Origin of the sequence: Streptosporangium sp. NBC_01469 (assembly GCF_036227305.1) — a bacterium.
Classification (GTDB): Bacteria; Actinomycetota; Actinomycetes; order Streptosporangiales; family Streptosporangiaceae; genus Streptosporangium.
Window position 1 is genome coordinate 981,041 of the sequence record NZ_CP109465.1, and the last position, 13,637, is coordinate 994,677.

Annotated in this window: 12 protein-coding genes; 10 read left to right on the forward strand and 2 right to left on the reverse strand. The window is 70.5% G+C overall.

Features of this window, described 5'->3' with window-relative positions:
* Positions 1–183 precede the first annotated feature (183 nt).
* Complete coding sequence (locus OG587_RS04430; protein WP_329087108.1) at positions 184–1,182, forward strand: MBL fold metallo-hydrolase; 999 nt, start codon at positions 184–186, stop codon at positions 1,180–1,182.
* On the forward strand, positions 1,179–2,396 hold the full coding sequence (locus OG587_RS04435; protein WP_329087111.1) for a CaiB/BaiF CoA transferase family protein: 1,218 nt from the start codon (positions 1,179–1,181) through the stop codon (positions 2,394–2,396). The genes OG587_RS04430 and OG587_RS04435 overlap by 4 nt, the downstream gene beginning before the upstream one ends.
* Here the strand turns inward: OG587_RS04435 and OG587_RS04440 are convergent.
* Both OG587_RS04440 and OG587_RS04445 read right to left on the reverse strand, forming a co-directional pair.
* Positions 2,357–3,070, reverse strand: a complete 714-nt coding sequence (locus OG587_RS04440) for a GntR family transcriptional regulator (RefSeq protein ID WP_329087113.1) — start codon at positions 3,068–3,070, stop codon at positions 2,357–2,359. The two genes, OG587_RS04435 and OG587_RS04440, sit on opposite strands and share 40 nt — an antisense overlap.
* Positions 3,070–3,864, reverse strand: a complete 795-nt coding sequence (locus tag OG587_RS04445; protein ID WP_329087115.1) for an alpha/beta fold hydrolase — start codon at positions 3,862–3,864, stop codon at positions 3,070–3,072. The genes OG587_RS04440 and OG587_RS04445 overlap by 1 nt, the downstream gene beginning before the upstream one ends.
* Positions 3,865–3,925: 61 nt before the next feature.
* Here OG587_RS04445 and OG587_RS04450 point away from each other — a divergent pair, with 61 nt between their 5' ends.
* The 8 genes from OG587_RS04450 to OG587_RS04485 all read left to right on the forward strand — a co-directional run bounded on the left by OG587_RS04450 (position 3,926) and on the right by OG587_RS04485 (position 13,478).
* Positions 3,926–4,759 (forward strand): ABC transporter ATP-binding protein, encoded by an 834-nt coding sequence (locus tag OG587_RS04450; protein WP_329087116.1) that lies wholly within the window; start codon positions 3,926–3,928, stop codon positions 4,757–4,759.
* A gap of 68 nt (positions 4,760–4,827) precedes the next feature.
* Positions 4,828–5,835 (forward strand): ABC transporter substrate-binding protein, encoded by a 1,008-nt coding sequence (locus OG587_RS04455; protein WP_329087117.1) that lies wholly within the window; start codon positions 4,828–4,830, stop codon positions 5,833–5,835.
* A 46-nt stretch (positions 5,836–5,881) separates the two neighbouring features.
* The gene (locus OG587_RS04460; RefSeq protein ID WP_329087119.1) at positions 5,882–6,619 is read left to right on the forward strand and encodes an ABC transporter permease; all 738 of its coding nucleotides are present in this window, start codon (positions 5,882–5,884) and stop codon (positions 6,617–6,619) included.
* Complete coding sequence (locus tag OG587_RS04465; RefSeq protein WP_329087121.1) at positions 6,616–7,452, forward strand: ABC transporter permease; 837 nt, start codon at positions 6,616–6,618, stop codon at positions 7,450–7,452. Before OG587_RS04460 ends, OG587_RS04465 begins: the two co-directional genes overlap by 4 nt.
* A gap of 32 nt (positions 7,453–7,484) precedes the next feature.
* Complete coding sequence (locus tag OG587_RS04470; protein ID WP_329087123.1) at positions 7,485–9,188, forward strand: CocE/NonD family hydrolase; 1,704 nt, start codon at positions 7,485–7,487, stop codon at positions 9,186–9,188.
* Between the two features lie 116 nt (positions 9,189–9,304).
* Positions 9,305–10,111: an HpcH/HpaI aldolase/citrate lyase family protein gene (locus OG587_RS04475; RefSeq protein WP_329087125.1), complete on the forward strand. Its 807-nt coding sequence runs from the start codon at positions 9,305–9,307 to the stop codon at positions 10,109–10,111.
* Positions 10,112–10,302: 191 nt separating this feature from the next.
* On the forward strand, positions 10,303–11,328 hold the full coding sequence (locus tag OG587_RS04480; protein ID WP_329087126.1) for a LacI family DNA-binding transcriptional regulator: 1,026 nt from the start codon (positions 10,303–10,305) through the stop codon (positions 11,326–11,328).
* A 263-nt stretch (positions 11,329–11,591) separates the two neighbouring features.
* Positions 11,592–13,478: a ricin-type beta-trefoil lectin domain protein gene (locus tag OG587_RS04485; RefSeq protein ID WP_329087128.1), complete on the forward strand. Its 1,887-nt coding sequence runs from the start codon at positions 11,592–11,594 to the stop codon at positions 13,476–13,478.
* Positions 13,479–13,637 lie beyond the last annotated feature (159 nt).

Sequence of the window (13,637 nt, forward strand, 5' to 3'; positions counted from 1 at the left end):
CGCCCCCTCCCTCGCCCTCATCGCCATCGTGATCGGCGACGTCGGCCGCGCCGGCCCGGCTCCACGCGGTGACCCGCCTCTTCACATCGACCCGGCAAATAAAACATGATCTTGTATATGATGCATTATCTGTCTAGCTAATGTAAAGTGCCCCTCTGGTTGTACAAAGGAAGGAGCTGCCTCGTGTTCCAGGCCGAGTCCGTTACGATCACGGTCCTCGTGGAGAACTGGGTGGACATGTTGCTGCCGGATCAGGCGAGTCCACTGGGGTCCGACGACCACTGCGTCAGCCGTTACGGGCTGATCGAGCACTTCGACGGGAAGCGCGTCCCGCCGCAGGCCGAGAACGGGATCAGTCTCCTGGTCGAAGCCACCCGCGGCAGGCACGTCCTGCGCGTGCTGTTCGACGTGGGCCTGACCGGCACCGTGCTCGAACACAACATGAGGGTGCTCGGCGTCGACCCGTCCGGCATGGACCACGTGGTCATCAGCCACGGTCACCCCGACCACTTCGGGGGCGTCCACCGGTTCCTCGGGCTGGCCGGCCGCCGGATCCCGGTCGCCACGCATCACGACGCCGAGCTGCCGCGCTACGCGGTCATGGGCGACGGGCGGACGTCCTCGGTCTACAACTCCGCGTTCACCTTCGAGCAGATAGAGGCGTCCGGCGGGGCGCCCGTCCTGACGAGGGACCCGCTGGATCTGGGCTGGGGGGTGTGGACAACCGGTGAGATCCCGCGCAACGTGCCGTTCGAGTCGGTCTCCCAGCCGTTCGAGCGCGGAGCGCCCGGCCTGTACCAGGTGTCGCGGGAGGGTGACCTGCGCCGGGACGAGGTGATCGACGAGATGGGACTCGTCATCGACGTCAAGGGGGAGGGCCTGGTCGTGCTGACGGGATGCGCGCACGCCGGTGTGATCAACACCATCGAGCAGGCCCGGCGGGTCTGCGGCGACCGGCCGATCAGGGCGGTCATCGGGGGGTTCCACCTCGGCTTCCCGACGACTCCCGCGAAGAACGTCGAGGCGACGGCGAACGCCTTCCGGGATCTCGACGTCGCCACGGTCGTGCCCATGCACTGCAGCGGGCTGCGCTCGCACGCGCACATGTCGGCGTCACTGCACGACCGTTACGTGCAGCCCGCCGTCGGCACGGTGTTCCGCTTCGGCGGAGGTGCGCGATGAGGAACGACCTTCGAGGCGTGCGCGTGGTCGCCGTGGAACAGGCCGTCGCCGTCCCGCTGTGCTCCCGCCATCTCGCCGACCTCGGGGCCGACGTCATCAAGGTGGAACGGCTCAGCGGCGATTTCGCCCGCGACTACGACGACTTCGTCCAGGGGTACTCCAGCCATTTCGTCTGGCTGAACCGCGGTAAGCGAAGCGTCGCCCTGGACCTCAAGACGTCCGAGGGGAAGCGGCTGCTGGGAGAGCTGCTGCGGTCCGCCGACGTGCTGGTGTGCAACCTCGCGCCCGGCGCCTTCGAGCGGATCTTCACCGACGACGACCTCGTCGGGATCAACCCGCGGCTCATCCGGTGCTTCCTGTCCGGCTACGGCACGCAGGGGCCCTACGCCCACCGGAAGGCGTACGACATGCTCATCCAGGGGGAGGCGGGTACGGTCACGGCGACCGGCACACCGGCGCAGCCGGCCAAGCCCGGGGTGTCCCTGGCGGATCTGGCCGGTGGCACCTACGCCCTCGCCGCCATCAACGCGGCGCTCTACGCGCGGGAACGTTCCGGCGTCGGCCGGCGCATCGACGTCGCCATGTTCGACGTGCTCCTCGAATGGATGAGCCCCCTGCTTCTCGCCCAGTCGCACGCGGGCACGGCACCGCAGCCGGCCGGGCTCAGCCACGCGAGCATCGCCCCCTACGGCCCCTACCTGTCCGGCGACGGGGACCAGGTGCTCATCGCCGTGCAGAACGAGGGGCAGTGGCGCCGCCTGTGCGTGGGGGTGATCGAGGATCCGATCCTCGCGACCGATCCGGACTTCGCCTCGAACAGCGACCGCCTGCGCAACCGGGCACGGCTGGAGCCCCTGATCCAGGAGGCGCTGCGCGCGTTGTCGACGGAGACGCTGGTCTCCCGGCTCGACCTGGCGGACGTGCCGCACGCCAGGCTGAACGGCCTCCCCGAGGTTCTCGCGCATCCGCAGGCGCACGCCACGGGCCGATGGTCGTCGGCCGCCCTGCCGGACGGCGAGACGGCGACGGTGGTGACGTCGCCGTTCCATCCGGCACACGTCGAGGAGGAGGAGCGGGCCGTGCCCGCTCTCGGGGAGCACACGGTGGAGGTGCTTCGCGAGCTCGGCGTGCCCGACGCCGAGATCGACGGCCTGCTCGCCGCCGACGTCTGCCGTCAGTCGTTGTCGATCTCGAAGGGATCGGTGACCTCGTAGCCGGTGAGATGGCGGGCCAGCGCGAGGAAGCTGCTCGCCAGGTGCTCCTCCGTGGCGCGGGCGAGCGCGTCGGGGTCGCCGTCGTGGGCGGCCTTGAGGATCGCCCGGTGCTCCTGCGACACCTCGTCCGCGCGGTGGGTGAGCACCTGGAGCACGTCCCACGGGAACTGCTGCCACAGGAGCGCCACCTCCTCGGCCAGCCCCTCGTTGCCCGTCCTGTCGTAGAACAAAAAGTGGAACTGCCGGTTCTTCTCGTTCAGCGTCGCCCGGTCGCCCTCGGCCGCGACACGTTCCATGTCGTCCACGAGCCGCTGCGCGAGGTCGAGGTCCTTGGGGGAGAGGCGCCGGGCGGCCCGGCGCATGGCGTACGGCTCGACCAGCCTTCTCAGCAGGTAGACCGTCTTGACCCGCTCGTAGTCCGCGTCCGCGACGCGGACTCCCCTGTGCGGCTCGCTGACCAGCATTCCCTCCGCCTCCAGCAGCCGCAGCGCCTCGCGCACGGGGGTGATGCTGGTCTTGAAGCGAGCGGCGATCACGTCCTGCCTGATCCTGCTGCCACGCGCCAGCTCGCCTTCCGCGATCATGCGGCGCAGCTCCGCGACGATGCGGTCGCGCTTGGTGCGCGGGCTGTCGGCGGATCCACTTGACGAGGCGGACGAAGGGGGCTTGGCCATCAAGTTCCTTCCTGCGAGAGGACGGGCTCAGCAGGAGAGCCTGGACTGAGAGTGCCCGGCACGGCCGTACGCGCCTCGACGACCCGATGAAAGGCGTCCATCAGCTCACGGAAACCTCGGGGATCGTCCACGTACGCGATGTGACCGGCTCCGGGAACACCAATGTAGTCGGCACCGAGACGAGTCGCGAGTGATCGCGCCGCCTGCTCGGTCACCCGGACGTCGTGTTCTCCTCGCAGCATCCGGCACGGCACCGGACCCGGCGACACCGGCGTCTCCCACCCCAGCGCCGCCTCCAGGGCGCCGAGGAACGCCTCCGGCCGCATGCCCGTCATCGACGCGGTCAGCTCCGCCAGACCGATGCCACTGTCGGGGCCGCCGTCGGTCACCACCGTCGCGGTCAGGTACCCGGCCGCGAACCCGGCCATCCCCGTCGCGTGCAGCGAGTCGGCCGTGGCGCGCAGGCGGGCGGGGTCTCCGCCGGGAGGGAAGCCGGCGAGCAGCAGGGAGGCCAGGCGGTGCGGCGCGTCGGCGAGGACCCGCAGCGCGACGAAGGCTCCCAGACCGGAGCCGACGAGATGCGCGGGTGCCGTACCGCACTCGTCCAGCGCCGCGTGAACCACGGTCACGGCGGCGGCCAGGTCGAAGGGGTCCTCCCCGCGCACACCGTGACCGGGCAGGTCGACCGCGAGGAAGCGGGTGGGATCGGCCCCCGCGTCCACGACCGGCGCCCACGTGCGCGCGTTGCCTCCGAGGGTGTGCAAGAGCAGAACAGGGTTGGACGGATCATGCATTATTAATCTCCATGACACATTACTCTTGTACAGAAGGCATCATCATGCAACAGTATGGCCCATGTCACTGCTCGACAGGCTCAGGGATTCCTCCCGCCCTCCTCGCACCGTGAACGCCGCTCCCGCCTCGGGCAGCGCGTCGGTGGACATCGACGGCGTCACCATGCGCTTCGGGGACCGCAACGCGGCCGAGGACATCCACGTCGACGTCAGACCCGGTGAGATCGTCTCGATCGTCGGGCCCTCGGGATGCGGCAAGACGACGCTGCTGCGCGCGGTGGCCGGGCTCATCTCACCGGCCGAGGGACGCGTGCGCGTCGACGGGGAGACCGTGAGCACGACCCCCGACGGCGTCGCCATGGTCTTCCAGCACTTCGGCCTCTTCCCGTGGAAGACGGCCGAGGCGAACGTCGCCTACCCGTTGCGCCTGCGCGGCCTGCCCAGGGAGGAGATCACCTCCCGCACGCGTGAGCTGATCGAGATGGTGGGCCTCTCCGGTTTCGAGAAGTCCTACCCGCACCAGCTCTCCGGCGGCATGCAGCAGCGGACCGGCCTGGCCCGCGCCCTCGCGGTGCGCCCTCGGGTGCTGCTCATGGACGAGCCGTTCGGCGCCCTGGACGCCCAGACCGCCGAGGTCCTGCGGTTCGAGCTGCTCCGGATGTGGGAGGAGCATCCGATCACGATGCTGTTCGTCACGCACTCCATCGACGAGGCCGTGCTCTTCGGTGACCGGGTCGTCGTGCTGAAGGGCCGTCCGGGCCGGGTGCACGAGGTGATCGACGTCGCCCTGCCCCGGCCGCGCGACAGAGCGGTCGCGATGTCGGAGGAGTTCGTCGCCCTGCGTGAACGTGTCTGGTCCCTGGTGATGTCCCAGGACGCCGACCAGACCAGGTGAAACCCATCCAGTAAGTGGCAGACCCTCCGGCAGGGGTGGTCGCGATCCCAAGAGGACAGCAAGTGCAAATGATCAAACGCATCGGAGGAGCCGTCCTGGCCCTCGTGTCGCTGTCGGCCCTCGGCACCGCGTGCGGTGGCGACTCGCCCTCCGCCGGCGGTACGCCCACCATCACGATGGGCATCCCCGGCATCCCCCCCGTCTTCGTCAACCTGATGGCCTACGTGGCAGAGGAGAAGGGTTACTTCACCGCGAACGGGGTGAAGGTGACACTGCGCCCGCTGCCCACCGGGGCGGACGTGGGGCGTGCGATCCAGAGCCGTGAACTCGACGGCGGGATCGTGGGCACCTCCGGCGCGGTCGCGCTGCGGGCCTCCGGCGGCTCGGTCGTGGCCGTCCTCGGCAACGAGAACCCCTCGTACCTGGTGGCCTCCTCCGACGCGGCGGTGAAGGACTGCGCCGCCCTGAAGGGGAAGACGATCGCGGTGGACGGCGTCGGCGCCCCCAAGGCGCTGAGTGTGGGGACGATGCTGGCCTCCTGCGGGCTCACCGTCAAGGACGTCAAGCTGGTGAACGTGGGCGGGCCGCAGAGCGTCGACGCGATGATCGCCGGCCAGGTCGACACCGCCGTCCTGCACCCGGACGAGCTGGCCGCCGTGCAGCAGTCGAAGGAGACCCACGAGGTGGTCGCGCTGGCCAAGGTCGACCCGAAGTCGCACTACACCATGCTCGTCACCCGCGAGGACGAGTTGAAGGACGGCGGCAAGCGGCCCGCGTGGGTCGAGACCGTGGCGGCCCTGCACAAGGCGATCACGTACATCAACGACCCGGCCAACGCCGACGACGTGACGGCGATCGCCGCGCGGATGACGAAGCGAAGCCCGGAGATCTCCAAGGTGGCCCTGGGCGACTACGTGAAGCTCGGCTTCTGGCCCACCGACGTCGGCCTCACCCGCGAGCGCGTCGACAAGGCGATCGAGGACCAGGTGAAGGCCGGGAACGTTCCAGCGGACAAGACTCCCAAGTACGACCAGTTCGTCGACGCCACGGTGTTCCGCGATGCCCTCGCCAAGTGACCCTGCTTCCGGGGGTCCCGGGGTCTCCGGAGCCAGGCTGAAAGGCGTGGCGATCTCGCTGGTCGGGCTGCTCGCCGGGCTGCTGGCCTGGCAGGTGCTCGGTCAGCGCGATCCGGTGCTGCTGGCGACACCGGTCCGCTCCTTCGAGTCGCTCGTCGCCATGACCCGCGACGGCACGCTTCCCGAGGCACTCGCCGACACGGGGGTACTGTTCCTGGCCGGGCTCGTCGCCGCCGTCGTGGGCGGGGTGGGCTACGGGCTCGTCCTCTCCCGGTCCAGGCGGCTTCGCACCGGCACGCAGTGGCTCGTCTTCGCGGTGCAGTCGGTGCCCATCGTGGCGCTCGCGCCGCTCATCCTGGCGGCGTTCGGCTTCGGTTTCGGGGCGAAGGTGCTGGTCGTGTTCCTGAGCGCGGTCTTCCCCGTCCTGATCAACACGGCCGAGGGCGCCCGGCACACCCCCGTCACCCTGCTGGAGGTCGCCCGCGTCCACCGCAGCGGCGAATGGGCCCTCTGGCGCGACGTCCTGCTGCCGCACGCGATGCCGTACGCCATGAGCGGCATCAGGCAGGGGATCGCGATGGCCTTCGTCGGCACGTTCATCGCCGAGTTCTTCCTCGAGGCGACCGGCATCGGCGGGCTCCTGCTCGGGGCCAGCTCGCGCTTCGACTCCGCCACCGTACTGGCACTGACCGTGCTGGTGTCGGTGCTGGCGGCGATGCTCATGGCATTCGGGCAGGTCCTGGAACGGGCGTTCGCCCCATGGCGCGAGGGGAGCACGGAGTGAGCACCACCCCGGACACCACGGCGGACACCGGCGTGGGCACCACCGCGAAGGCCGCCTCCCCGGCCGTCTCCTCCGGCGGGCCGTCGCGCGACGTCACCGGCAAGCTCGTGGCCGCGGCGGCGGTCCTGCTCGTGTGGCAGATCGCCGGTACGGCCTGGCTGCCCGACTACCTGCCCACCCCCCTCGGCGTCCTCGGGCAGGCGATCCCGACCCTGACCTCGGCGAGCTTCCTCGGCTCGGTGTGGGAGACCGTCTCGGCCGTGGTGCTCGGCCTGCTCCTCGGCTGCGTCCCGGGGATCGTGGCCGGTCTGCTCATCGGGCGGGTGGCCTGGCTGCGCCACCTGAGCACGCCCTACATCAGCGGTCTGTACGCGATGCCGATGCTGGCCATCGTCCCGATGGCGACCATCTGGTTCGGCTACAACGACGTGACCCGCGTCATCGTCGTCGCGCTGTCCGCCTTCCTGCCCTGTGCCGTGAGCACCGCCGACGGGGCGCGGGCCCTGCCCGGCAACCTGGCGGACGTCGCGCGGGTGCTCAACGTGCCACGGCGCCGGTTCATCACGGACTTCGTCCTGCCGTCGGCGCTGCCGTTCGCGGTGGCGGGCGTCCACGTGGCCGTCGGCCGGGCGCTGGTCGGGGCGGCCGCCGTCGAGTTCCTCGCGAACCTGGACGGCCTGGGCACGTTCATCCTCACCAACGCCCGGTCCTTCGCCCAGGACCAGGCGTTCGTCGGCGTGGCCGTTCTCGCCCTCCTCGGCGTCCTCGCCCGCGCCGGGACGGAGCGCCTCATCCGGCGGGTGGCTCCGTGGCAGCACGCGGGCCGCGAATAAACCCCTTACACGTACAGACAGGAGCTTTTGGCATGTTGGTCGAATGGGACGTCCCGATCGAGGTCGACGACGGGACCGTACTCCGCGCGGACGTCTTCCGGCCGGAGGCGGAGGGCCGCTACCCCGTCATCCTCACCTACGGCCCGTACGCCAAGGGCCTGTCGTTCCAGGAGGGCTACCCGAGCGCCTGGGAGAAGATGGCGAGGGACCATCCGGACGCGGTCGGCGGATCGACCAACCGGTACCAGAACTGGGAGGTGGTCGACCCGGAGAAGTGGGTGCCCGACGGCTATGTCTGCGTCCGCGTCGACTCCCGTGGCGCGGGCCGCTCCCCCGGCGTGATCGACATCTTCTCCCCGCGCGAGGTCCAGGACCACGTGCTCTGCGTCGAGTGGGCGGGCGAGCAGGAGTGGAGCAACGGCAAGGTCGGGCTCTGCGGCATCTCCTACTTCGCCATCAACCAGTGGCTCGTCGCCTCACGGCGACCGGCCCACCTCGCCGCCGTCTGCGTGTGGGAGGGGGCGGCCGACTGGTACCGCGACTCCACCTACCACGGGGGCATCCGGACCACGTTCTGGGACCACTGGTACGGCATGCAGGTGAGCTCCGTCCAGCACGGCCTCGGGGACGCCGGTCCGCGTAACCCGAACACCGGGGTGAACGTCTGCGGGGACGAGAACCTGAGCGAGGAGGAGCGGGCGTCGAACCGCGTCGACCTCGGCGCGTCGATCCGCGAGCACCCCCTGGACGACGGCTACCACCGGGACCGCTCGCCGGACTGGGACAAGGTGACCGTCCCGGTCCTGTCCGCGGGAAACTGGGGAGGCCAGGGGCTGCACCTGCGGGGCAACACCCACGGCTACCTCCGCGCGGCGTCGCGGGAGAAGTGGCTGGAGATGCACGGTGACACGCACTGGTCGCTGTTCTACGCCGACTATGGCGTCTCCCTGCAGAAGCGCTTCTTCGGTCATTTCCTGAAAAATGAGGACACGGGGTGGAAGGAGCAGCCGCCGGTGCAGCTCCAGATCCGCCATGTGGACAGCACCTTCACGCTGCGCCACGAGGAGGCGTGGCCGATTCCCCGCACCCGCTGGACCTCCCTCTATCTCGACGCCGCGCACGGGTCGCTCACCCCCGAGCCTCCCGCGACGCCGGGAAGCGTCGGCTACGACGGCATGGGGGACGGGGTCATCTTCGAGACCCCGCCGCTGCCCGCCGACACGGAGTTCACCGGCCCCCTGTCGGCCAAGCTGTTCGTCGAGTCCTCGACCGCCGACGCCGACCTGTTCCTCGTCGTGCGGGTGTTCTCGCCGGACGGCACCGAGGTGACCTTCCAGGGCGCCCTCGACCCGAACACCCCGGTGGCGCAGGGATGGCTGCGCGCCTCACACCGCAAACTCGACGACGAACTCTCCCGGCCGTACCAGCCGTACCACACGCACGACGACCCCTCTCCCCTGGTGCCCGGCTCGGTGTCCGAGCTCGACATCGAGATCCTGCCGACCTGTCTCGTGGTGCCCGAGGGCTACCGGATAGCACTCGCCGTACGGGGCCGGGACTATGTCCACGACGGGCCCGCGACCCGCCTGTCCAACCTGAAGAACCAGATGACCGGGTGCGGGCCGTTCGTCCACGACGACCCGCGGGACCGCCCGGCCGAGGTGTTCGGCGGCCGGATCACCCTCCACACCGGCGGGGACCGCCTCTCGCGGCTCCTGCTGCCGGAGATCCCGTAGTGACCGTCGCCGGTGCGGGAGGGCGTCGATGAACCGGTCCGCGGTGCCCGCCGCCGGGGCGAGAGGGATCCGATGAACCGGGACACGGTGACCGCCGCCGAGGCGAGAGTGCGCCGATGAACCGGGACACGCTGGCCCGCGCGCGGGCGCTGCTCTTCGTCCCCGGGCATCGCCCCGAGCGTTTCGAGAAGGCGGTACGGGCCGCCGGTGACGCGATCGTCCTCGACCTGGAGGACGCCGTCGCCCCCGAGGACAAGGATCGGGCACGCGACAACGTCCGCCGGTGGCTCGAAGCCGGCGGGAACGCGGTCGTACGGATCAACGGGCGGGGGACCCCGTGGCATGACGCCGATGTCGAGCTGGCCGGCCGGCACGACTGCGGCGTCATGCTCCCGAAGGCCGAGAGCCCCGAGGACATCGCCGCCCTGATCGACCGGCTGCCTCGCGGCAACAGCGTCGTCCCGCTGGTGGAGACAGCCGCCGGCATCTTCGGGGCAAGACGGCTGTGCGCGGCCCCGGGGGTGACGCGGCCCGCCTTCGGCAGCGTGGACCTCGCCGCCCAGCTGGGCGTCGACCCCGGGGACCGGACCGCGCTGCTGCACGCCCGTTCGACGCTCGTCCTCGCCGCCGCGTCGGCGGGCGTGGCCGCCCCCCTGGACGGTGTCACCACGAACGTCGAGGAGCACGCCGCCGCGGTGGCCGACGCGGAACACGCGGCGCGCCTGGGATTCACCGGCAAGCTGTGCGTCCACCCCCGGCAGGTCGAGCCGGTGCGCGCGGCGTTCGCGCCGTCTGCCGAGGCCCTGCGATGGGCCGAGGCGGTGGTGGCCGCCGCCGGCGGCGGCGGCGGGGTGAGCACGCTGGACGGGCAGATGATCGACAAGCCCGTCGTCGAACGGGCCCGCAGGCTACTCGGCGGATGAGGCGGACGAGGCCGTCAAGCGGACCCGCCGGCCGCTCGGCGGCCCCCGGCGAACAAGGCCCTCGAACGCGGGCCCTTCGTCCCCCGGCACTCCTGGCTCCCCTGGCTTCTCCGCCTCCCCGGTTCCTCGCCGCGGCCTCCCGTCAGCGCTGGTTATGCTGACGGCAGGGACACGGCTATCAGGGGGCGCACATGGCTCGGCCCGGGACGCGCGCGACCGTGCGCGACGTCGCGGCGGAGACGGGGCTGTCGATCGCCACCGTCTCGCGGGTCCTGAACGGGCAGGCCAACGTCGCCCCGCACACCCGTGAGCTGGTGTTACGGGCCATCGGCCGCCTCGGGGACCAGGCGCCCCGGCCGCGCGCCGGGCAGGAGGCGATGGCCGGGGGCACGATCTACGTGCGCTGCCCCTACCTGCTGACCGACTATTTCGGGCTCATCGTCTCCTCGGTCGGCGAGACCATCGAGCTGCACGGCGGGCAGATGGTCCTGAGCGCCGGAGAGTCGGCCCAGCACACCCCGGTGCTCTCCGGCCTGCCCGACCGCCCCGACATCGCGGGGGCGATCCTGATCCTTCCCCCGGAGCCGGGCGACGAGCTCGTACGGCTCCGCGACCGGCAGTTCCCCTTCGTGGTGATCGACCCCAGGACGCCGCCTCCCAGGGACATCGTGGCGGTGTCGGCCGCGCACTTCGCGGGCGCGCGCAAGCTGATGGCGCACGTGGTCGAGCTCGGTCACCGCCGGGTCGGCATCGTCGGCGGCCCCGTGAAGTGGCTGCCGAGCGAGGCCAGGCTGGCGGGATACACCGCGTCGCTGGCCGACGCCGGTGTCCTGCCGTCGGCCGAGCTGCTGCGCAGCGTGCGGGAGCCCAACTCCGAGAACGGCTACCGCGCGGCCTGTGAGCTGCTGGACCTGCCCGAGCGGCCGACGGCGCTGGTCGCGTTCAACGACAAGATGGCGGTCGGCGCGCTGTGGGCGGCGGCCGAGCGCGGCCTGAACGTGCCGGGTGACCTGTCGGTCGCGGGGTTCGACGACCTCGACCTCGGCCGGGCGACCCTGCCGACGCTGACCACGGTGCGCCAGCCGCTGCAGGAGATGGGCCGGATGGCGGTCACGCTGCTGATGCGGCTCCTCAACCGGCACACGCTGGAGGCACTGCACGTCTCCCTGGGTACCGATGTGATCGTCCGCGGCTCCACCGGACCCGTCTCGCGCTGAGCGCGTTTGTTTCATTTGTTTCATTATCGGTCGGTCTTCGCGCCCGTCGCGCGACGTGTACCGGTCCAGGTGTTTCCCGACCTTTTCCGACCTTTCTCGGCCTTGACAATCGATTTCCACGTGTGTTGTCCTATCCTGCAACAGGAAAGTTTCTTATCTGTTACATCGGTTACAGCGACGGTTCCCGGGGCGACGCACGTGCTCTGACTCGAACGGCCCGGGGCGTCGCGGGCCCAATCGCACCCCCCGAAAGGACCCCTGCCGTGCTCCGACCACCTCGCCGGGCCCTCACCCTCGCCCTGGCCTGCGCCGCCGCCCTGTGGGCGACGGGACCCGTCGCCGCCACCCCCGCCCTGGCCGCCAACGAACCCGTGAACATCTGGCTCACCACCACTTCCGACGCGGGCGGCCGGACCGTCACGCGGGGCCTTCAGCAGCAGTCGCCCATCGCCTTCGGGCCCGCCGGAGGCAGCGCCAACCACACCATCACCGTCAACGAGGGCACCACCTACCAGCAGTTCGAAGGCGGCGGGGCCTCGATCACCGACACCACCGCCTACCTGCTGCGGGGCGGCCCGATCAGCGCGGCCACCCGCGACGCGGTGATGCGCAGGCTCTTCCACCCCACCGACGGCATCGGCCTGTCGTTCGTGCGCAACCCGATCGGCGCCTCCGACCTGTCGCGGCCCGGCCACGTCTCCCTCGACGACACCTGCTGCGACCTCAACGACTTCGGCGCCAACGGGTACGACACCAACGTGCGTCTGCTCACCGCGCAGGCCAAATCGCTCAACCCGGCACTGCGCGTCAAGGGCGTGCCGTGGAGCGCCCCCGGCTGGATGAAGGACAACGGCCGGATGGACCAGATGGGCTGGCTCAAGTGGGAGCACTACCCCACGTACGCCCAGTATCTGGTCAAGTACATCCAGAGCTACCAGAACGCCGGGATCCCGGTTAACTACATCTCGGTGCAGAACGAGCCCAACTGCTGCCAGGCGGGCAACCCGACCGCGGCGAACTACCCGAGCATGAACTGGAACTCGTCCGGGCTGGCCGAGTTCACCAAGAACCACGTCTACCCGGCGTTCCGCGCCGCCGGCATCACGACCAAGGTGCTCGTCCACGACTGGAACTACGGCGACTACGCCGCCATGGGCGCCGGCGTGCTGAACGACGCGGCCGTGCGCAACGACCCCCTGTTCGGCGGCATCGCCTGGCACGGCTACGCCGGCGACCCGGCGGTCGGCACCCAGATCCACAACCAGTATCCGGCCGTGCGCCAGTTCAGCACCGAGCACTCGGGCGGCACCTGGATCGGCAACCAGCACAACGAGGACCTCGCCGACATCGTCAACTACGCCCGCAACTGGAGCGGCAGCCTCGTCAAGTGGAGCCTCGCGCTCAACCAGGGCATGGGCCCGCACAACGGCGGCTGCGACGTCTGCACCGGCCTGATCACCGTCCAGGAGGGCGGCTCCCGCGCCGGCCAGGTCGACAACACCATCGAGTACTACACGACCGGTCACCTCACGAAGTTCGTCAAGCCCGGCGCGTACCGGATCGACTCCACCGCCAACGGCACGATCCAGAACGTCGCCTGGCGCAACCCCGACGGCTCCAAGGCCCTGATCGCGCACAACCGCGGCACCTCGGCCCAGTCCGTCCGGGTCAACTGGGGCGGCCAGTCCTTCACCTACTCCCTTCCGGCCCGCACCACCGCCACCTTCACCTGGTCCGGAACGCCGAGCGGCAACCCGGGCAACCCCGGCGGCGGCGCCATCACCGGCCTGGGCGGCAAGTGCATGGACGTCGCGGGCGCGAGCAACGCCGACGGCACCGCCGTCCAGCTCTACTCCTGCAACGGCAGCACCGCGCAGCAGTGGACCCGCCCCGGCGACGGCACGCTCCGCGTACTCGGCAAGTGCCTGGACGTCGTCGGCAACGGCACGGCCAACGGCAGCCAGCTCCAGCTGTGGTCGTGCTTCGGCGGCCCCAACCAGCAGTGGACCTACAACCCCGCGACCAGGGACCTGGTGAACCCGGCCGCGAACAAGTGCGTGGACGTCACGGGTAACACCAGCGCCGACGGCACCCGCCTCCAGCTGTGGGAGTGCACCGGTGGCGCGAACCAGAAGTGGACGGTGTCCTGACCTCAGCGAGACACGGACGCGAACCCGCCTGACGGGGGTTCGCGTCCGTGGCCTTCCCGGGTCCTCCGAGCTCCGGACGCCCCGGTACGACCGGTGGCCCGCGACCCTTGACGCTAACTTGAAGCGTCGGGGCGATTACTCACAGTGATTTCGGTGCAT